Origin of the sequence: Marinobacter sp. ELB17 (genome assembly GCF_000169375.1) — a bacterium.
Lineage (GTDB): Bacteria > Pseudomonadota > Gammaproteobacteria > Pseudomonadales > Oleiphilaceae > Marinobacter.
Genome location: NZ_AAXY01000041.1, coordinates 1 through 18,416, shown reverse-complemented (window position 1 = coordinate 18,416; position 18,416 = coordinate 1). Strand labels below are relative to the sequence as shown.

At 53.0% G+C, this 18,416-nt stretch carries 20 protein-coding genes, 1 tRNA gene and 1 pseudogene; 5 read left to right on the top strand and 17 right to left on the bottom strand.

What is annotated here, in order from left to right; all coding sequences use genetic code 11:
* From MELB17_RS21625 to MELB17_RS21580, 10 genes are all read right to left on the bottom strand, one after another.
* A partial coding sequence (locus MELB17_RS21625; RefSeq protein WP_007352495.1) for an HAD-IC family P-type ATPase occupies positions 1–1,415 on the bottom strand: 1,415 nt, incomplete at its 3' end.
* Positions 1,408–1,635 carry a hypothetical protein gene (locus tag MELB17_RS21620; protein WP_007352494.1) on the bottom strand — a complete coding sequence of 76 codons (228 nt, stop codon included), beginning with the start codon at positions 1,633–1,635 and terminating at the stop codon, positions 1,408–1,410. The genes MELB17_RS21625 and MELB17_RS21620, both read right to left, overlap by 8 nt.
* A 148-nt stretch (positions 1,636–1,783) precedes the next feature.
* Entirely contained in the window at positions 1,784–2,452 is a 669-nt protein-coding gene (locus MELB17_RS21615; protein ID WP_007352493.1) for a methyltransferase family protein, read from the bottom strand.
* Positions 2,449–2,685 (bottom strand): hypothetical protein, encoded by a 237-nt coding sequence (locus MELB17_RS21610; RefSeq protein WP_007352492.1) that lies wholly within the window; start codon positions 2,683–2,685, stop codon positions 2,449–2,451. The genes MELB17_RS21615 and MELB17_RS21610 overlap by 4 nt, the downstream gene beginning before the upstream one ends.
* On the bottom strand, positions 2,669–2,893 hold the full coding sequence (locus tag MELB17_RS21605) for a hypothetical protein (protein WP_007352491.1): 225 nt from the start codon (positions 2,891–2,893) through the stop codon (positions 2,669–2,671). Before MELB17_RS21605 ends, MELB17_RS21610 begins: the two co-directional genes overlap by 17 nt.
* A gap of 30 nt (positions 2,894–2,923) precedes the next feature.
* Positions 2,924–4,276: an APC family permease gene (locus MELB17_RS21600; protein ID WP_007352490.1), complete on the bottom strand. Its 1,353-nt coding sequence runs from the start codon at positions 4,274–4,276 to the stop codon at positions 2,924–2,926.
* Positions 4,277–4,287: 11 nt separating this feature from the next.
* Positions 4,288–4,641, bottom strand: a complete 354-nt coding sequence (locus MELB17_RS21595) for a hypothetical protein (RefSeq protein ID WP_007352489.1) — start codon at positions 4,639–4,641, stop codon at positions 4,288–4,290.
* 167 nt (positions 4,642–4,808) lie between these two features.
* Positions 4,809–5,558: a copper resistance protein B gene (locus MELB17_RS21590; RefSeq protein ID WP_007351346.1), complete on the bottom strand. Its 750-nt coding sequence runs from the start codon at positions 5,556–5,558 to the stop codon at positions 4,809–4,811.
* Positions 5,555–7,339 (bottom strand): copper resistance system multicopper oxidase, encoded by a 1,785-nt coding sequence (locus tag MELB17_RS21585; RefSeq protein ID WP_007352488.1) that lies wholly within the window; start codon positions 7,337–7,339, stop codon positions 5,555–5,557. The genes MELB17_RS21590 and MELB17_RS21585 overlap by 4 nt, the downstream gene beginning before the upstream one ends.
* 17 nt (positions 7,340–7,356) lie before the next feature.
* A complete protein-coding gene (locus MELB17_RS21580; RefSeq protein ID WP_007352487.1) occupies positions 7,357–7,956 on the bottom strand; it encodes a plastocyanin/azurin family copper-binding protein in 600 nt (199 codons plus the stop codon).
* Positions 7,957–8,163: 207 nt separating this feature from the next.
* Between MELB17_RS21580 and MELB17_RS21575 the strand changes: the two genes are divergently transcribed.
* Positions 8,164–8,829 carry a response regulator transcription factor gene (locus tag MELB17_RS21575; protein ID WP_007352486.1) on the top strand — a complete coding sequence of 222 codons (666 nt, stop codon included), beginning with the start codon at positions 8,164–8,166 and terminating at the stop codon, positions 8,827–8,829.
* The gene (locus MELB17_RS21570) at positions 8,816–10,150 is read left to right on the top strand and encodes a sensor histidine kinase (protein WP_007352485.1); all 1,335 of its coding nucleotides are present in this window, start codon (positions 8,816–8,818) and stop codon (positions 10,148–10,150) included. Before MELB17_RS21575 ends, MELB17_RS21570 begins: the two co-directional genes overlap by 14 nt.
* 214 nt (positions 10,151–10,364) lie before the next feature.
* Here the strand turns inward: MELB17_RS21570 and MELB17_RS21565 are convergent, their stop codons facing one another.
* From MELB17_RS21565 to MELB17_RS21555, 3 genes are all read right to left on the bottom strand, one after another.
* The gene (locus MELB17_RS21565; RefSeq protein WP_036185967.1) at positions 10,365–11,330 is read right to left on the bottom strand and encodes a porin; all 966 of its coding nucleotides are present in this window, start codon (positions 11,328–11,330) and stop codon (positions 10,365–10,367) included.
* Between the two features lie 38 nt (positions 11,331–11,368).
* Positions 11,369–12,133: a DUF2057 domain-containing protein gene (locus tag MELB17_RS21560; protein ID WP_007352483.1), complete on the bottom strand. Its 765-nt coding sequence runs from the start codon at positions 12,131–12,133 to the stop codon at positions 11,369–11,371.
* A 210-nt stretch (positions 12,134–12,343) separates the two neighbouring features.
* Positions 12,344–14,230, bottom strand: coding sequence for a choice-of-anchor I family protein (locus tag MELB17_RS21555; protein WP_007352482.1), 1,887 nt, complete (start codon positions 14,228–14,230; stop codon positions 12,344–12,346).
* Between the two features lie 125 nt (positions 14,231–14,355).
* On the opposite strand from MELB17_RS21555, the gene MELB17_RS25235 reads away from it, so the two are divergent.
* Positions 14,356–14,637, top strand: a complete 282-nt coding sequence (locus MELB17_RS25235) for a hypothetical protein (protein WP_007352481.1) — start codon at positions 14,356–14,358, stop codon at positions 14,635–14,637.
* Here MELB17_RS25235 and MELB17_RS21550 read toward each other — a convergent pair.
* Positions 14,597–14,687 (bottom strand) — tRNA-Ser (locus tag MELB17_RS21550). The genes MELB17_RS25235 and MELB17_RS21550 overlap by 41 nt on opposite strands.
* 209 nt (positions 14,688–14,896) lie before the next feature.
* Between MELB17_RS21550 and MELB17_RS21545 the strand changes: the two genes are divergently transcribed.
* Both MELB17_RS21545 and MELB17_RS21540 read left to right on the top strand, forming a co-directional pair.
* The gene (locus MELB17_RS21545) at positions 14,897–15,427 is read left to right on the top strand and encodes an isochorismatase family protein (protein WP_007352480.1); all 531 of its coding nucleotides are present in this window, start codon (positions 14,897–14,899) and stop codon (positions 15,425–15,427) included.
* A gap of 76 nt (positions 15,428–15,503) precedes the next feature.
* The gene (locus tag MELB17_RS21540) at positions 15,504–16,166 is read left to right on the top strand and encodes a cupin domain-containing protein (protein WP_007352479.1); all 663 of its coding nucleotides are present in this window, start codon (positions 15,504–15,506) and stop codon (positions 16,164–16,166) included.
* Between the two features lie 102 nt (positions 16,167–16,268).
* Here MELB17_RS21540 and MELB17_RS21535 read toward each other — a convergent pair whose 3' ends face one another.
* From MELB17_RS21535 to MELB17_RS24805, 3 genes and pseudogenes are all read right to left on the bottom strand, one after another.
* Positions 16,269–17,444: an MFS transporter gene (locus tag MELB17_RS21535; protein WP_007352477.1), complete on the bottom strand. Its 1,176-nt coding sequence runs from the start codon at positions 17,442–17,444 to the stop codon at positions 16,269–16,271.
* Between the two features lie 3 nt (positions 17,445–17,447).
* Entirely contained in the window at positions 17,448–18,275 is an 828-nt protein-coding gene (locus MELB17_RS21530; RefSeq protein WP_007352476.1) for a CheR family methyltransferase, read from the bottom strand.
* Between the two features lie 36 nt (positions 18,276–18,311).
* Positions 18,312–18,416, bottom strand: a pseudogene (locus MELB17_RS24805) (chemotaxis protein CheV); the annotation flags it as partial.

Sequence of the window (18,416 nt, the reverse complement as noted above, 5' to 3'; positions counted from 1 at the left end):
AGGGTGCCGGTTTTATCCACCACTACGGTGTCGACTTTCTCCATGCGCTCCAACGCTTCTGCATCCCGGATCAGAACACCGCTCTGGGCGCCTCGCCCGACACCGACCATGATGGACATGGGGGTTGCCAGACCCAAAGCGCAGGGACAGGCAATAATCAGAACGCTCACCGCCGCGATGAGACCAAAAGCCATGGGCGGCGTCGGCCCGAAGACCGACCAGACAATAAACGCAATGACCGCGATGAGAATAACCGCCGGCACAAACCATCCAGCCACTTTGTCTGCCAGGCCCTGAATGGGCGCACGACTGCGTTGCGCACTGGCCACCATCTGGACAATCTGAGACAGCATGGTATCGCGCCCCACTTTGTCGGCGCGCATGATGAAGCTGCCCTGTTGATTGATGCTACCGCCAACCACCTGGTCGCCCGTCTTTTTGCTGACCGCCAAAGGCTCTCCGGTCACCATGGATTCATCCACATTCGAGCTACCTTCAAGGACTTCGCCATCCAGTGGCACCTTGTCGCCGGGGCGAACCCGTAAACGATCACCCACCTTTACCTGATCGAGCGAAACGTCGGACTCGCTGTCGTCATCTTCGAGTTTTCTTGCGCTGGCGGGCGCAAGGTCAAGTAGGGCTTTGATAGCGCCCGATGTTTTTTCCCGGGCCCGAAGCTCAAGCACCTGGCCCAACAAAACCAGCACCACAATAACGGCGGCTGCCTCGAAATATACGGCGACCGAACCATCTGCCTGCTGGAAGGCGGCAGGAAATAGCTGCGGCGCCAGGGTCGCTACCAAGCTGTAGATCAGAGAGACGCCCGTGCCAATGGCAATAAGCGTGAACATATTTAGATTGCGGCTGAGGATCGATTTCCAGCCGCGGACAAAGAAGGGCGCGCCGCACCAGACGACCACTGGCGTGGCCAGAACCAACTGAATCCAGTTGGAGACTTGTGGCGACACAATCTGGTCAATCCCGAAAAAGTGACCGCCCATTTCAAGCAAAAACACAGGAAGCGCGAGGGCCAGACCGATCCAGAACCGACGAGTCATGTCCGTGAGTTCTTCGGAGGGTCCGTCATCAAGGCTTACGTCTTCTGGCTCCAGGCCCATACCGCAGATCGGGCAGTCACCCGGGCCTTGCTGTCGAATCTCTGGATGCATCGGGCAGGTGTACAGGGCACCGGGCGCTGCCGGCTCTGCCTTTTCACTCTTATCACCAAGGTACTTGTCCGGGTCGCCTTCAAACTTCGACTGGCATCCAGACGAACAGAAATACCAGGTTTTGCCGGCATGCTCGCTGCGATGCTCTGCGGTATGGGGGTCTACCAACATCCCGCAGACAGGGTCTTTTACGGAATGCTCGTCGTGGTTTTCAGGTCCATGATGATCGTACTGGTGCTCACTCATTCTGTGCTCCTGTTTTGTCCGCAGGCCAATCAGCAAAAGCGATAAAATACAACAACGCCAGATTGACCATCGGAATCAGCATCAAGAACCCCAACCAGCCCGGATATCCCGCACGCTGGCATATTCGCCAGACCGGTATGACGACTACAATCGCGATCACCAGCATCCACAGCCAGTGCCCGGCCCACATGGTGTTACCAAACATGCTTTCGTTCATCATGGTATTTCCGCCCTTTCAAATCGTAGACATTAATGGTGGGAACTGGTTGTACTATTTTTTGAGGACATAATTCGGCCATCCTTTTTTGGTTATCCTCTTCAATCCAGAAGACCCGATTTAAGATCTTGTATCTAGATCAAGTAGGGACTCATACCGTGTTGTCATCATTGCTGGCTCGCGAAGCCGCCGCGAGTTGGCGCCAGCTGCCCCAACGAGGGATAAACATCGGTACTTGCCGCCTATAGTTGCGATAAGCGTCTCCGAACTGCTTCAGTACTTGCTGCTCCTCACGTCGAGCCAGCCAGGTGTAGACCAGCACGATCACCGGAAAAAGGCCTATTGAAAAGAGCGTTGGCCAATGCACCACGCCTTCGCCAAACAAAGCAATGAATAGCCCTGTGTACTGGGGATGCCGCACATACGCATACAACCCGTCTGTCACCAGACGATTTTCCTCTCGCGCCTTGTGAACCTGGCGCCACCCCTGAATAAAGAGCCCTATTCCGGTAAATGCGATCCCGTAGCCAAGCAACATTGAGACAAGCATGCCGGTTTCGCCAAGCCCAACCAGGGTCGACCATAGACTGGCGCTAACATACTCGCTGTCGAGACCGAAAAAGCGCACTAGCAGATAGATAGTGAGCGGAAAACCGTACATTTCGGCATAAAGCGCGATGATAAAGGCCTGCACCACACCGGCACCGGCCCACTCTCGCCAGTTCTTCGGCGCAAAATATCGATAAAAAAACCAAGACACCAAAACGATAACGATCAGTGTAATGCCCCAGGCTCCAGCGTGGTTGAAGGACTCATTCATAAATCGCCCATCCGGCCGACCTGACTAGTCAGACCCTTCGACTCGTTGTTTTCCATCGTCAACAGTGACTCCATTAGCTCTTTGACCTCCGGAATTTCTGCTTTCCCGACCAGTGTTTGGCAGAGATCGATTATTTGATCGTGAAAATCGAACACTTCACGGCAGATACCGTTGAAATCAAGCGTTGCATAGCGCTCGCCACAGGTTCGGTGAGTTTCAGTGGGGTGCTCCAACTTTGTCCGCTGGCCAGTCCGAAAACGCAATCAAGTACAAGACAGCCGGGTTCACCATGGGAATAAGAATCAAAATTCCCATCCAGCCCGAGTAACCGATACGCTGACAGATTCGCCAGGCTGGTATAACAACGACAATGGCAATGACCAGCATCCATAGCCAATGTCCAGCCCACATGGTGTTTCCAAACATATCGCCGTCCATCATGGGATTATCCTCCGATTTACACTGTGAATATCAGTGATGGTGTGCATTAGCCTCATCACTGTTCATCGCCTTACGTCTGGCGGAAGACTTCAGGAATATCTGTTCGGCAACCGCAATAACAATCATCGTGACCACCGCCACACCGATCACAAAGGGGTCAGAGTTCAATTTAACCCAAACAAAGCCGCCCAGAACCACCAGATCCAGAACGATCGCCACGGCGGGCACCCACCTCTTGGCCTTCACATCCTGATACAGGTAGCGCAGCACACCCCAGTGAATCGAGATGTCCATAATTAGATAAAAGATTATACCGAGGGCCGCAATCCTTGAGAGATCAAAAAAAGCGGTCAGAACCAGGCCCAGCACCACGGTATAAACAAGCGTGTGTTTCTGGATGCTGCCCGGCATACCAAAGTGGCTATGGGGTACCAGTTTCATCTCAGTCAACATGGCCAGCATGCGGGAAACCGCAAAAATACTGGCCAGAATGCCTCCAGCGGTCGCCATCATGGCAATCGCCACGGTGAACCACAGACCATAATCACCCAGTGCCGGACGTGCTGCGGCAGCCAGGGAGTAATCCCGGGTCTCGATGATTTCGGCGAGGGACAGATTGCTTGCAACGGCAAAGCCCACCAGGGTGTAAATCACCACGCAGGCGGCAATGGAGATCACAATGGCGCGACCAACGTTACGCTTCGGGTCTTTCACCTCGGCGCCGCTGTTGGTAATGGTGGTAAAGCCCTTGAAGGCCAGAATGCCCAGTGCCGTTGCGCCCACAAAGTTGCCGACAACACCGGTTTCGCCACTGCTGGGAAAATCGACCGCAAGGCTGTCTGCCAACCATACGCCCACCAGCCCGAAGACAAGAATGCCAGTAATTTTGAGGATCCCGATGAACGAGACAACGCCCTGAATCCAGCGATTGCCCAGCAGGTTGATCACGAAGGCCGTCAAAATAAGCGACACGCCCAGTATCGGCACCATGCGCCCGCCCTCATCACCACCGAACAGTTGCATGGTGTATGACCCAAACGTGCGAGCCAGGAAGCTCTGGGCGATCACCATCGAGAAATACATCAGCAAGGCATTGAACCCCGTCGATAAGCGATCGCCGTAGGCCTTGTGCAGATACATGCCAATGCCACCCGCTGACGGGTAAGCGTTGGAGATTTTGATATAGGAATAGGAACTGAAGGAAATGACGATAGCGGCCGCCAGAAAAGCCAGCGGAAAAAGTGCACCGGCCATTTGCGCCATTTGTCCGGTAAGCGCGAATATGCCGGCGCCAATCATGACGCCGGTGCCTAGCATGACCGTTCCTGGCAGCGTTAGGCTGCCTTCATCATAGCGCGAGGTTCTATCTTGGTCCTTGGTCATTCAACCTTCTTTTATTTTTTCATCGGTGGTATTTTTGAACAGCAGAAGGGATCAAGGTTGGCGTTGGCTCGGAGGTTTTCATCGCCGAATCGGTACCCTGCTAGTTTCCTGCGCTCCCACCAACCGCCCTTCAAATGGCCGCCGTGCGATCCAACCAGTTCAATCAGAGCATCGGTCGACCAATGGGTGGCATCAAAAGTGACAATCAACTGATTTTCCGATTTGCGCTCGGCAAAATCGACGCATGGATGATGATTCAGCTCCTCAATGAAGTCCTCCCACTGAATCTCAGTAAGGCCTTGGACTGCGAGTTTGCGTCGGAGCAGAAATTGAGCCTGATTTGTTACTTTATGAGCTTTCGTCATGATCGTTCACCTGTCAGCCTGTGTTCTCAGCCTCTATCACAACACGCCAGGCTGAACTCCAGCTGAAAATGACAGGGGTAAACGATCTATTAGACTAAAGCTTGAGTTACATCAAATTGTGCAGAAAAAAAGGGCCGGGAACGAATGTCCAGGGCCCGTCCGGAGTTTCAGAAGGTAAGCCGTGCTCCAACTACCGCAAACCAGCTCTCTGTGCCGCCGCCATCGGCTCTGGCGAAGTCGGCCGTGTTGCCGTACTTGCGTTCGTGAACAACACCCACGTAAGGCGAGAAAGCGCGGTCAATAAGGTCATAGCTCAACCGCAACCCGGTTTCCGTCGATACCAGGCCCGTTCCAACCCCAATCTCTTTATCTTCACTGAACGCCACAGTCGCATCCAGAGTGGCCGTCAGTATCCAGTAGTTGGTGAAGAGCAGTTCATACTCTGCATCCAGAGCGGCGGACGTGTCGCCGTCCTTGCTCACGTAAAGATTCGCATCAATTTCGAACCACTGTGGCGCAAGGCCCGCGACACCCAGAACGGCGTATGTGCGATCAGGGCCTTCGGGCGTGTCAAACCTGACCCCGGCTTTGGCGTCGAAGAAATCAGAGATAGGCACTTGGCCGACCAGCTGGTTTTCCAGCTTTTCGTAGGCCTGCTCTTCAATGGCGTACTCGCCTTTTGTTAGCCAACGGACTTTCAGCTCGTCCGTGCCGTAGAAAAAATCGCCGCTCCATACCCCAAGTTCTTCGTCGTCGTCGCTGTAGCGGTATTCAAATTCTTCAAATTGCGCGCCCCACACTTTTAATGGCGCCTTCCGTTCAGTGGTGTCACGCACCCGCTCTTGAGCAAACGCCAGAGTGGGTATAACACTCAGACCCAAAACTGTACTTACTACTAAAGGCGTCCATAGTTTCATACGTCACCTCCAACATCGCCCGGCTGGTCATCGGATACCGCCTGCGTGGACTCCGGCCCACCCTCAACAATCACTTTGCGGAACATACCCGCTGCGGCGTGATAAGACAGATGGCAATGGAAAGCCCATTGGCCGGGTTCATCAACCTCTGTCTCAATGTAAACCGTGGTGCCGGGCTGAACGCTGATGGTGTGCTTGACCGGGTTCAACTGACCTGCGCCAACGTCAAGCATGGACCACATGCCGTGCAGGTGCATGGGATGAGTCATCATGGTTGTATTTACAAACTTGAATCGCACCCGCTCGCCATACTGAAGGCGGATCGGATCCGCGTCTTCATATTTGACGCCGTTGATGCTCCAGGTGTAGCGCTCCATGTTGCCCGTCAGTTTCAGTTCGATTTCCCGGGTTGGTTCGCGTTCGTCGTAGAGCGGTTTTTGCGCTCTCAGATCGGAATAAGACAGAAACTTGCCGCCATTGGCCGCCGTTGGAACCAGGCCACTGCCCGCCGCATAAAAGGGATCGCTTGCGCCACCCGCGGAAGCCATTGCACCTTGGCCCATCGCAGAATGATCCATGCCTTCCATGCCATTCATGTCAGACTGATCCATACCGGCCATTTTGGAATGATCCATGCCCTCCATTCCTTTCATGTCAGACTGATCCATACCGGCCATCTTGGAATGATCCATGCCCTTCATGCCTTCCATGCCGGCCATGCTCGAATGATCCATACCTTCCATGCCGCCCATGTCGGCCATGGTCAATCGAGCCGCTTCGCGCAGCTCTGGCACAGCCGCGACCATTCCTGCCTCAGGGGCCAGCGTTCCCCTCGCATATCCTGAACGCCCCATGGATTCAGCAAAAATTGTATAAGCCTGTTTCTCTTTGGGCCGCACAATCACGTCGTAGGTTTCCGCCACACCAATGCGGAACTCATCCACAGTCACCGGCTGAACATTGTTGCCATCCGCTTGGACAACGGTCATTTCGAGGCCCGGGATGCGGATATCAAAATAGGTCATGGCAGACGAGTTAATAAAACGCAGCCGAATCCGCTCGCCGGGCTCGAAAATGCCGGTCCAGTTCTGGTCGGGACCCTTGCCGTTGATCAGGCCGGTAAAACCCTGCAAGTCTTCAACATCGGCTTTCATCATGCGCATGTCGCCCCAGGCCATCCGATCCTTGATGGTGGCCATCAAACCGTTTTCAGACGCTTCCGAAAAGAAATCTCCGACGGTTTGCTGCTCACGGTTGTAGTAATCCGGCATTATTTTGAGGTTGCGCATGATGCGATCGCCAGAATGCGGGTGCTTGTCGGTCAGCTGGACCACGTAATCGCGATCGTAACGAAACGGCTCGCGGCCTTCGGGGTCAATCACAATGGCACCGTAGGCACCATCCGGCTCCTGGAAGCCGGAGTGGCTGTGAAACCAGTAAGTGCCTGACTGGGTGATGGGAAATTCGTATGTGAAGGTTTCCCCAGGCTTGATACCCGCAAAGCTGATACCGGGCACGCCGTCCTGAGTAAATGGCAGGATCATGCCATGCCAGTGAATGGACGTCATTTCGTTCAGGTTGTTGGTCACATTGATCGAGACCTCTTCGCCTTCCTTAAAGCGCAGAACCGGTCCGGGAGACGCGCCATTGTAGCCGATGCCCTCTTTGACAAAGTCGCCGGTGTCGATCTGAACCCGGTCGACCGTCAGGTTGTATTCACCCGCCAGGCCAATAACCGGTAGAAGCAAGCCTAAAGCGCCTGCGAGAAGGGTTGTTTTCATGGTCAACGACTCCAGAGTTATTTTGCAGTATTCAAAGATTTCGATGCGTCGGCGAGTGAGCGAACGCGAGAGTCGCCGGAGTTAAAATTCACGTCGCCATACATACCCGCCTGGTAGTGCCCCGGAACGTTGCAGGCGAATTCAATATTGCCCTTCTCCGAGAACTTCCAAACAACCTCTTGGCTCTCGCCGGCCGCTAACAACACGCTGTTGGGATCGTCGTGCTTCATGGACATGCCATTTCCCATGTCCATTTCCATCATGTCGCGATTCAGCTTGCCGCCCTGAATAACGCCGTGCTCTACCATCATCGTCATTTCCTTCTGATGAGATTCGTGCATGGCCGGGGTACCAATATTGAATTCGTGCACCAGGCTGCCTTTGTTTTCAACCACAAAGCGCACCGTCTCCCCTGGTTTGACCTCGATAGATTCAGGCTCGTAGTAGTTGTCGTACATCTGCACAGTAATACTGCGCCCGGCGTCCGAGGCTTTACCCGGTTCACCGCTCTTTGCACCTTGACCGTGCCCGTGCCCGTCTCCATGAGCGCCAGCCCCAAGAGCTACTGCTGAAACTGACATGGCTAATGCTGCGACTACGAACTTTGATACGCTCATCAAACTTTCTCCTGTGATGTGTCATGGCGTGCGTTCAAAACCCACTGGGTTTATCCGGCAACGTGAGCATTCGGCTAAAACGCTTGATACCATCGCTCATCAACCTGAATTCTTTCTGAAAATGCTGAAATATTTTTAGTTCAGGCTGAATTCAGGTTAATAGCGGACACTGCATTAGCCGGTTTAGCCTGAGGAAAGGAACGACAGATGAGATTACTGCTTGTAGAGGATGACCGTTTGTTGGCCGAAGGGCTCGCCAGCCAACTTGAGAAGGCCGGCTTCAGTGTCGATGTCACCGGCACGGCCAAAGAAGCGATGCTTTTGGGCGTGCAGGAAGACTACCGGGCAGCGGTGTTGGATCTCGGACTGCCCGACGGGAATGGTTTAGACGTGTTACGGAAATGGCGGCAGGACAACGCAAACTTTGCGGTATTGATTCTAACGGCGCGAGGCGACTGGCAAGACAAAGTCAGCGGCCTGAAAGCCGGCGCCGACGATTATCTCGGCAAACCCTTTCAGGCTGAAGAACTGATTGCCAGGCTGAACGCCATCGTGCGCCGCAGCGAAGGGCGGGTTCTCTCCTCAGTGAAAGCAGGTCACTTTGAACTCGACGAGAACCGGCAGTGCCTGAAAATCGACAACGGCCCGGAACACAGTTTAACCGGTACCGAATTTCGACTGCTCAGGTGTTTGATGAGCCGCCCCGGGCACATTTTTTCCAAAGAACAACTTATGGAGCAGCTCTACAATCTTACCGAAAGTCCCAATGAAAACGTCATCGAAGCCTATATCCGGCGCCTGAGAAAGCTGGTCGGGCCGGAGACTATTGAAACGCGGCGCGGTCAGGGGTATTTGTTCAATGACGCTTTTTAGAAAACGGGTATCCATAAAAGGCACCCTACTTACCCTGCTTTTGCCGGCCGGCATTGGTTTGATGGCCATCGCATGGCTGATACACGGTTTACTCCTGGAAAGGATGTCGCGAGAGTTTCTTGAAAGCCGACTGAAAGACGAAGTGGCCTTTCTTGAGCTCTACATTCGTCAAGCCGACGGGCAAATCGCCAGGCTTCAAACCGGTGATTATTTTGAGGAGGTATTTCATCATGCCTTTGCCATCCAATCCCCAGATCAAACGGTTATATCTCCGCTATCCTGGAAACCGCTATTATTGCCTTTGCTGCAATCTGATGGCAACGAAAGTATCAGAGTAAAGGATGCGACGATCGCCAACGCGCCATCCGACATTCTGGCCTATCGGAAATCATTTCTTGTAAGCGGCGTTCCTATAAAGGTTATCGTTTCGGAAGACATGGGAGCGCTGAAAAACAGCCAGGCAGAACTGCATGCGTGGACGGCGATCATGTCGATCTTGCTGATCATTTTGCTTGCGGGAATTATCTGGTTTGGTATTAACCTGTCAATGCGCCCCGTTGTCTCGCTTCAGGCCGCTCTCAAACGACTACAGAGTGGCGAAATATCGCGGATCGACGCGGAGGCCCCGGAAGAGTTCCAACCACTGGTGCAACAGCTCAATCAACTGCTTGATTCGCTGGATCAACGGCTTGAGCGCTCCCGGGAAGCGCTGGCGAACCTGTCTCACAGCGTTAAAACGCCCATTGCGGCGGTTAGACAGGTTCTTGAAGATACCAGCCGACCTCTGGATCACAGCCTGAGGCATGAAATGGGATCGCGCCTGGGCGACATTGACAGGCAACTAGAAGCAGAAATGCGGCGCAGTCGGTTTGCCGGCCCCCAGGTTGGTAAAAGTGCCTTCCCCGTCAAGCAAGCCCGCGATCTTTTGTGGATGCTGGGCCGACTTTACCCCGAAAAGTCATTTGAACTGTCCACTTCGCTCACGGAGGAATTTCGCTGGCCGATTGAAGAACATGATCTAAACGAAATATTGGGAAATTTACTCGATAATGCCGGGAAATGGTCTGCAGAATGCGTTGAACTCTCTTTAGAACAGCGCGATGGTTTAGCGCTGATTGTCGTAACAGATGATGGGGCTGGCGTATTAGAAGATGATCAGGTGCACTTGGGTCAGAGAGGGCGACGGCTCGATGAACAAACTCCAGGGCATGGGCTTGGGCTTGCTATCGTTCGCGAGATAGTCGCTCGGTATGGAGGTGAGACCTCTTTTTCAAATGGGTCAAAAGGAGGCTTGAAAGTACTGATCGTAATCTCTATTTAATGCCATTCTCAAAGACTAGACTCCGTACCCGAGCTGCATTCAGATCTGGAGGCGCAGGTTCAAATCCTGACATCTCACTCGGAGGCCCTGTTACCTGATGAAAACCGAGAGACATGCAAAAGTATAAACGCAGAAAAGCCGGGCAATTGCCCGGCTTTTTGTATTGCCTTTGTCACGCACTCGCCCTGAACAGGCGATGCGCTTTCAGTAAAACTTAGAACTTCAGGCGCAAACCGGCCAGCATACCCATATCCACTTCTTTGCCATTTTTTTCCAAGTCACTATTAGCGACCTCGGCAAAGACACTGACGTTCTTGGCCTGCGGGAACTTGTAGGTGACGTTGGCGTACCATTCGGTGATGTCTTTGAAGCCATTTTCATCGGAGTTCTTGTTGCCCATGCCCACAGCCACATCGGTGGTGCTGGCAACGCCGAAGACTGCCGCAATGTTGTACTGCTTGGTCTCAAAGTCGGTGTTGTTGTCGTCGGTCACGCTGTAATCCGCTGCCAGATTCATAAAACCGAAATCGTAGGATGCGCTGACACCATAGGTGTCCCGTGAATCCGCAGTACCGGCTGAATTGTTCACCTGATAGGCCGCTGCCAAATTCAGACCCGCAATGTCGGTCGCTACAAACACATCGTAGTACTCACCATCAATGCCATCATTGTCGTCTCGCGCGTCCATCTCGTGAGACACCGCGATGTACACATTGTCTAGCTCAACATCAACACGCAAGGTGTCATCGCCATCGGTGCCCGTATCATCGAAGCGGTCGTCATCAATGGTTTTAATTTCGTAGGCTTCTTCGATGCCAAATTCATCGGAGGCGTAGTTCTGCTTACCGAAGGAGAAAGAGACAAGGTTGTACTTCAGTCCTACGTAGGCTTCTTCCAGGTTACTGCCGTTTTTATCATCTTCCGCAGCATCCTTGAAGCCAAAATCCAGGCGCCCAAAGGCCGTAAGGTTGTTGCCCACGTCATAGCTTACATAGTTTTTCAGTTCCAAGTCATCGTACTCCACTTCGGTACGCTCATCGTTGCCAATGGCCTGACGCATCTGAACCTGGAAATCGCCGTTCAGTTTGTAGGTAAATCCGTCTTTTTCATAAATGGTTGCAGCGCTGGCAGAACCTGCCGCTACAGAGGACACAGCAATAGCCAGAAGAAGCTTCTTCATGGTTTTTTTACTCCATTTTCGATTGGTTTTATGGGCTTTTAATTGCTGGATTGGATCCAGTTCTTCCACTCTTTTCGAGTTTGCTTGTCCGCCTCCAAATACCAGTAGCGCAGCATTTGGCGAACCGTTTCCTGATCCTGAGCGCCCTGACCGCCAGCCTTTGGCGAGGGCTCCGCTGTATCGATATCGGTATCGGCATCAGCCAGCCCCGGCAGTTGCGCTCGGATAGCCGCGGGTGACGAAGTGCGGTTGAAGACCTCAAGCTCGCCCGGAAAATCCCGGAACACCTGAAATCCCTCTTTTTCCAGCACCTCCACGTAATAATTCAGAGACGTTCCTGCGGCACTGGTCAGCCCGAAATTCCTCTGGCGATTAAAGGCTTTCATCTGTTGGCGGGTTTGAATGTGGGGAGCGGACAGCGTCAGTTTGGTATCAGCCGCCTCAAAAAGCAGGACAAAAGCCTCGCCAGTCTCGGGGAATGCTTCATCGCTGGAACGGCCCAGCATTGCCGTGCAATCCACAACCAACTGCTGGGTGCCATTGGTCAGCGTCAGCGAACTCTCCGGCAGAACTATTTTTTCTTCGCCGTTGATCACGTGGACCTGCACACACGGGCCGAGTGCCAGCGTTACTTCGGCAGGGGCCTGAGCAGAAAAAAACAGGGCCAATAAAAAAGACGGGGCAACGATGGCTTTCAACGGATACTCCAGAAGTTCAGATTCATAACTTCCCGGTGCGCACTTTGCATTGAGCGACAACCGAAAGGTCAAAATTTGTAAAAAAGCCGGGAGCAACCCCGGCATTAAAGTTTCTTCACCCAAAAGTTAGCACCCACTCAAAGCTGAAATCCTCATCAAGCTTTGAGTTTTTAAGCTACAGGTAACTTATTGCAATAAAATTAAGTATTTATGAAAGTTTTATGACGGAAAGTGCGAGGAAAAAGATAAACGGGAAAAGCCCGGAGCGACGGAGAAAACCGCCACTTCGGGCTTGTCTTTCTTCAGGATCAGGCGTTAACGAATTTCATAAATGGTGGTTGTGCCACTCACTTCGTTGCCCACAAGCAGCAATGGTCGACCGTCCGGAGCCTCTTCAGCAGAGATAAAGAGAATACTTTCGGGGCCAAGGTCGCCGGCGGCCCAGGCAGGGGCATTGCCATCGTCAATACGGTCTTCAATCGGATAATCGAAGTTCCGGTTATTGAGGTACTGAATGTATTTTGGGCTGGCAGGGTTGCTGATGTCATAAACCATCAGCCCGCCCGTACGCTCCAACCCGATGAACGCATAGGTGTGCCCGTTGATCTGCGCGGCTTCAATCGCTTCGGGTTCAGGCCCTTTGGCATCACTGCGGCTATCGCCACTGTTTTCATCATTGTCATTATTAAAATTGGGACCCAGGACGTTGGCGGTAATCACTTCAAATTCGTTACCGCTGTCGGCAATCAAGTCCCCAGAACGACTCCAGATACTAAAACTGCGCGCGCCATAGGCCAGCGATTCGTCCAGCTCGCCGTCGCCATCAGTGTCTGCAGTCAGAGTCGTCAGTAATCGGCCAATGCCGGCTGCGTTAGTGAAATCCGCCTGCCGAAACACATTCTTATCGGCCAAAGGCGCATCCGCAAACCGGATTTCCTCTACGAAGCCATCGTATTCACGGGCATCGCCTTCATTGGCGGTCAGGTAGTAGACCTTGCCGTTGATCTCCACAGATTTGATGGTATCGGGCATGTACATGCCGTGAACCGGCCAGTTGGCGATATTGACCGCATCATCCTTGTCTGAGACATCAAGCTCATTACCGGGAATGGCATGGTTTTTTGTACCCAGGGCGATTATTCGCGTCACTTTCGCCTGTTGAATATCGATCACCGCAATGGCGTTGTTTTCTTGCAGAGTCACCCAGGCTTCCGTCCCGTCTGGCGATACCGCGATGTATTCCGGCTCAAGATCCTGAGCTACCGACGACTGACCGTCATGTAGATACGCTCTGAGTGTTGTGTCTTCGTCACCAGCTTCAGTGTCACCGTCAAACTCGGTGGTCAGAGTGATGGTATTACCAGCAATCGAGGCAACTCGATAGGGCAAGGGATCACCTTCACTACTGGCGACGGTCATCCACATGCCAACATCAACAGCAGAGGCATCCTTAACCGTCAGTGTCGCGGGCTCGCTGTTTTCAAACCCGGTCACCTGCAATTCAGTTCTGCCGTAGTTGCCAAAAATCCGCACCTGCTCCGGCAGCTCGGCGGCCCGGGGACCATTCCGGTTAAAATCTTTGAAATCTACCGTTACTGCCTGAGCTTGAGCCGGATTGCGGACATCGATAATCGTCACCGAACCTTCCGGATCCTGGCTGTAATCAGGATTGGGTTCGCCTTCATTGGCTACCAGTATGTGCCGACCGTCGGGCGTAAACGTCAACATATCGGGAAGCGAGCCCACGATCACTTGCCCGAGAAAACGCAGGTCATCGGAGCCATATATTTGCACCCGACCAGCAGATGTCTTTGTGCTGTTTTGTACAGCAACGGCCACCCGACCGTCAGAAACGCTGACGCTATTAATCGCCCCAGCTTCTAGCCAATGCGCACTGGCAAAGATCGTTCCCACTTTCTCAGGATGAGCGGGATCACTCAGGTCCAGAACATCCACCGCGCCTTGCTGGGCGTTTACCACAAATACTTGGGTGGTATCCGGATCATAAGCAACAATTTCTGCAGCACTCTCATCAAATTTATTATCGATACTGGTAAAGCGTCCTATTTCGGCCAGGAAAATCTGCTTACCGGTAATGGGCTTAGCACTATTGGCCGTATTGCTAACGTTACCAGCACAGGCTGACAGCCCCATGGTGGCTGAAAGAATGGCTGCTGCAAGAATGGATTTGCGGATTTCCATGTACGCCTCTCTGATTTGCGATCGGGTTTCACCTTTCGACAACGCTAGTTATTCAGTGTGACAAAGAGGCGTCAGAGAGAAGACAGTTTAGCTACAAGCTGGTTACAGATAGTTGAATAGCGGTTATGGAATGGTGGAACCCCAAACCCGGTTTCGAGGCGCGTGACTGGAAACAGGAGTTGGTGGTGGTGATCGTTCCGCCGGATCACCCCTGCCCCAGGTTTAGCGAGATAGACCGGGAAACCCTCGCAGGCATGACGCTACTCGGTGCAGAGCCCGGTATCCATCGGTTGCCAATTTTGGCAGCAATTTTGTCCCAGAAACGAAAAAACCCTGATTTTCTCGTAGAAAATCAGGGTTTCAAATTGGCGGAGAAAGAGGGATTCGAACCCTCGAAACGCTATTAACGTTTACACACTTTCCAGGCGTGCGCCTTCAGCCACTCGGCCACCTCTCCTAAAACGGTGTCGAATCAGCAAATGATCGTCGATTCGAGGGCGCAGACTTTAATCGTTTTATCAGCGTTTAGCAACCATCTTGAAACCGAAATCTGCAAAACTTCCAGCTTGCGCCGTTAATTATCTGTACAGTAAAACGTTCCTTGTGTGTTTATCAAGCAATGTGATTCGTTTCAAAATATGAGCAGCACTTAAAGGCGGATAATAAATGTTGATGCAATCTGAACACTCAACCCTGCTGCTAATCGATATTCAACAAAAACTGATGCCAGCGATTGCCAATGGGCAGAAGGTGGTCAGCCAATGTGTCACGCTGGGAACGATTGCAGCCCTATTGAACATACCGGTTTTAGCCACCGAACAGATGCCAGAAAAACTCGGACCCAATCTGAAAGCGGTCAAGGAGCTTTGCAACCGTACCCTGACCAAACATCACTTTGATGCCTGCTCGGACGGCCTGGTCGAGGCTCTACCCGAAGGCCGGCCACATATTGTTATTGCCGGCTGCGAGACCCATGTGTGCGTGATGCAAACGGCACTTAGCCTGATTGATGCCGGCTATTCGCTCTGGGTGGTAGCAGATGCTACAGGATCGCGTAGAGAATTCGATCGGGATGTCGCCCTTGACCGTCTCAGAGCCGGCGGTGCGCACATCGTTACCGTTGAAATGGTCGCGTTTGAGTGGATGCGACACTGCAAAGACACGGCTTTCAAAGACCTGCAGCGGTTGATTAAGTAGCCAGAAATCCCCATCATCTGTTCATAGTCGGGCAGCGTAATCATTGCTCCCGTTTTCACCAGCAAAGAGGTCAACAATGCTGAATATGGATTTTGCCCGCAGGGTTGTGGTTCGCACCGGTGACCAGGAATGGATTGCCAGCCCTTCAGGTGGTGTGGACAGAAAACCATTGGTTCGAGAAGAGGCGGAGCGCGGTCACGCGACCAGTATTGTCCGCTACAAGCCCGGCGCCTCGTTCAGCCGCCATGAGCACCCACTGGGTGAAGAAATACTGGTGCTTGAAGGCGTGTTTTCGGATGAAACTGGTGATTACCCGGCAGGTACCTATCTGCGCAACCCGCCGGGCACGGGCCACGCGCCGTTTAGCGAGCCGGGCTGTACGCTGCTGGTTAAACTCCATCAGTTCGATGAACGCGACCACACCTCTGTGCGAATCGATACCCACAAAACTCGCTGGCTTCCCGGAATCGGTGGGCTGGAGGTCATGCCTCTGCACGAATTTGAGCACGAACATGTAGCACTGGTAAAATGGCCGGCCAATGAACGTTTTCAGCCCCACCGGCATTTTGGCGGGGAAGAAATCTATGTTCTTTCAGGGGAGTTTTGTGACGAGAACGGGCGTTATCCAGAAGGTACCTGGATAAGAAGCCCTCATTTAAGCCAACATCATCCTTTTGTCGAGCAGGAGACTGTTATCTGGGTAAAAACCGGCCACTTGGCTGTTGAACAGACATGCTAATTAATGGTGCTGTGATCCACCACGATCAGCTCTTGCAGGTCAAACCCTGCGTCTATCGCTGTTTTTCTGAAATCGGCCATGGCCTCATCGCTAACCGTCGGGCTACGTGACCGCTGAATTGCGGCGCAGGTACCAAAAAAGCATAAGCCCAGAGTGCAACAGTAACAGTGGGATCGTAAGCAACAATAGGCCGGCCCAGCCAAGGGAGCTTAGGGCCAAACCGGCTGACATGGACGCAACGGCCTGAAAGCCAAAAACCATCATGTCATTCAAGCCCTGCACACGAAAGCGTTCGGAATCGCTGTAGCCCTGCGGCAGCAAACTGGTGCCACCCACAAACAAAAAGTTCCAACCAATACCCAGCAGAATAAGAGCGCTCAAGTAGTGATGAAAGCTGACGCCACTGACCGCCAGGGCAATGCAGATCAGGTAGGCGACCATCCCCACTAGCATCATGCGCCTTATGCCCACCACCCGAATTAACCAGCCGCTTATGAGCGATGGCAAATACATGGCCATGATGTGCAACTGAATGACTCGCTTGGCATCGTCTAGCGGGTGCCCTGCCATTTCAGTCATGCTAAGGGGCGTTGCCGTCATAATGAAACTCATGATCGCGTAACCCACCGCAGCGGCGCTGATGGCAACCCATATCACCGGATTTGCAAGAATTTCACGCATCGGCCTACCACCACCTTCATGCACCGGTCGCGTTAATTCGCCGCTACTGCGGTAACCGAGCACCAATATGATCATGGCAGCAAGCTGAACCGCTGCCAGTCCCAGCCAGCTGGTCAGAAACGGGTGCAGCGGATCGTCACCTCCAATCGAGGCAATTTCCGGACCGACCCAGGCCGCGACCAATCCACCCAACAGAACGCGGGCTGCTGCGGTGCCGGCCAGCTTTGGAGGGACAGATTCCATAGCGGCAAAGCGGTATTGATGCACCACTGCAAGCCCGCTGCCGCCAAGCACCGCCGCTAGACACAAAAGGGCAAAAGCACCTTGCCAAGAGGCCAAGGCACCCACCCCAGCCGCGACTGTGCCCATAACCGTGCCCAACATCATAACCGGCTTGCGCCCGACGCGAGCCATAAGCCAGGTGGCCGGTTTGATGGACAACACCGTGCCCACCACCACGAACGCAACCGGCAAGGTCGCGTATTCAGGGCTACTGGCCAGCGCCCGGCCCTGAATACTGCCAATAAACACAATAAACGGCGCCGTGCACATAGCCATCGCCTGCGCCGCAATTAACACCCAGACATTTACTGGCATAGTTTATTTTTTTCGGTAGATAATACCCGGACTGCACTGGACCATCTCGTACAGGTCGGTTAACCCCGTAAGGGATTCCGATGCGCCCAATATAAGATAGCCGCCCGGGTTCAAGGACGCGTGAATACGGGTAAGAATATCGCGCTTGCGCTCAGCGGAAAAATAAATCAGCACATTGCGGCACATGGCAATGTCAAACTTGCCTAGAAGATACCGCTCTAATAAGTTGATTTCCTTATACTCCACCATCGCTTTTATCTGTGGTTTAATCTGCCAGCTGCCGTTAACAGCAGCGGTAAAAAACTGTTTTTGCCGCTCCGGCGACAAGCCCCGACCCATAGCAATGGTTTCATATTCGCCGCGCCGCGCCGCATCCAGAACCGTTTTGGAAATGTCGGTGGCAACGATCTTCACGTCGCGCAGGCGCCCGGGACGTAAGCGACGATACTCTTCGATCACGATTGCCGTGGAATAAGGTTCCTGCCCGGTAGAGCAGGCGGCCGACCAGATGCGTAACGGTTGTGTCATTTTACGATCAGCAAAATCAGGCAGCAAAATATCCTGCAAAATACGGAACGGATGATTATCCCGAAACCACAGCGTTTCGTTGGTGGTCATGGCATCAATAACCACCTCGCTCAGATTATGGCGACCCGGACGCTTCAAGCGGTCCAGTAACTCGCCAAGAGAGCCGAGCTGATTGTCTTCCAGAATCCGGCGCAGCCGGCTCTTCACCAGATACTGTTTATTGTCGCCCAGTAGAATGCCGGATGCATCCTGTAAAAAAGTTTTGAACGCAACGTATTCCTGAGGAGTAATTTCAGCTTTCATGCGTTCTCGATTCTGACAGCCTGTGAAGTAACACGTTTATTTTCCATCAATAATATCCATAACCCGCTCGGCCAATTCGTCTGGGCTGAATTTCGCCATAAAATCGTCTGCCCCCACTTTCTGAACCATCGCTTTATTAAA

Excerpts from the sequence above, each read along its gene's own strand:
- MELB17_RS21620 (WP_007352494.1), bottom strand. The coding sequence starts at position 1,635 with ATGATGAACGAAAGCATGTTTGGTAACACCATGTGGGCCGGGCACTGG.
- MELB17_RS21615 (WP_007352493.1), bottom strand. The coding sequence starts at position 2,452 with ATGAATGAGTCCTTCAACCACGCTGGAGCCTGGGGCATTACACTGATC.
- MELB17_RS21605 (WP_007352491.1), bottom strand. The coding sequence starts at position 2,893 with ATGATGGACGGCGATATGTTTGGAAACACCATGTGGGCTGGACATTGG.
- MELB17_RS21600 (WP_007352490.1), bottom strand. The coding sequence starts at position 4,276 with ATGACCAAGGACCAAGATAGAACCTCGCGCTATGATGAAGGCAGCCTA.
- MELB17_RS21595 (WP_007352489.1), bottom strand. The coding sequence starts at position 4,641 with ATGACGAAAGCTCATAAAGTAACAAATCAGGCTCAATTTCTGCTCCGA.
- MELB17_RS21590 (WP_007351346.1), bottom strand. The coding sequence starts at position 5,558 with ATGAAACTATGGACGCCTTTAGTAGTAAGTACAGTTTTGGGTCTGAGT.
- MELB17_RS21585 (WP_007352488.1), bottom strand. The coding sequence starts at position 7,339 with ATGAAAACAACCCTTCTCGCAGGCGCTTTAGGCTTGCTTCTACCGGTT.
- MELB17_RS21580 (WP_007352487.1), bottom strand. The coding sequence starts at position 7,956 with ATGAGCGTATCAAAGTTCGTAGTCGCAGCATTAGCCATGTCAGTTTCA.
- MELB17_RS21575 (WP_007352486.1), top strand. The coding sequence starts at position 8,164 with ATGAGATTACTGCTTGTAGAGGATGACCGTTTGTTGGCCGAAGGGCTC.
- MELB17_RS21570 (WP_007352485.1), top strand. The coding sequence starts at position 8,816 with ATGACGCTTTTTAGAAAACGGGTATCCATAAAAGGCACCCTACTTACC.
- MELB17_RS21565 (WP_036185967.1), bottom strand. The coding sequence starts at position 11,330 with ATGAAGAAGCTTCTTCTGGCTATTGCTGTGTCCTCTGTAGCGGCAGGT.
- MELB17_RS21560 (WP_007352483.1), bottom strand. The coding sequence starts at position 12,133 with ATGCCGGGGTTGCTCCCGGCTTTTTTACAAATTTTGACCTTTCGGTTG.
- MELB17_RS21555 (WP_007352482.1), bottom strand. The coding sequence starts at position 14,230 with ATGGAAATCCGCAAATCCATTCTTGCAGCAGCCATTCTTTCAGCCACC.
- MELB17_RS25235 (WP_007352481.1), top strand. The coding sequence starts at position 14,356 with ATGGAATGGTGGAACCCCAAACCCGGTTTCGAGGCGCGTGACTGGAAA.
- MELB17_RS21545 (WP_007352480.1), top strand. The coding sequence starts at position 14,897 with ATGTTGATGCAATCTGAACACTCAACCCTGCTGCTAATCGATATTCAA.
- MELB17_RS21540 (WP_007352479.1), top strand. The coding sequence starts at position 15,504 with ATGCTGAATATGGATTTTGCCCGCAGGGTTGTGGTTCGCACCGGTGAC.
- MELB17_RS21535 (WP_007352477.1), bottom strand. The coding sequence starts at position 17,444 with ATGCCAGTAAATGTCTGGGTGTTAATTGCGGCGCAGGCGATGGCTATG.
- MELB17_RS21530 (WP_007352476.1), bottom strand. The coding sequence starts at position 18,275 with ATGAAAGCTGAAATTACTCCTCAGGAATACGTTGCGTTCAAAACTTTT.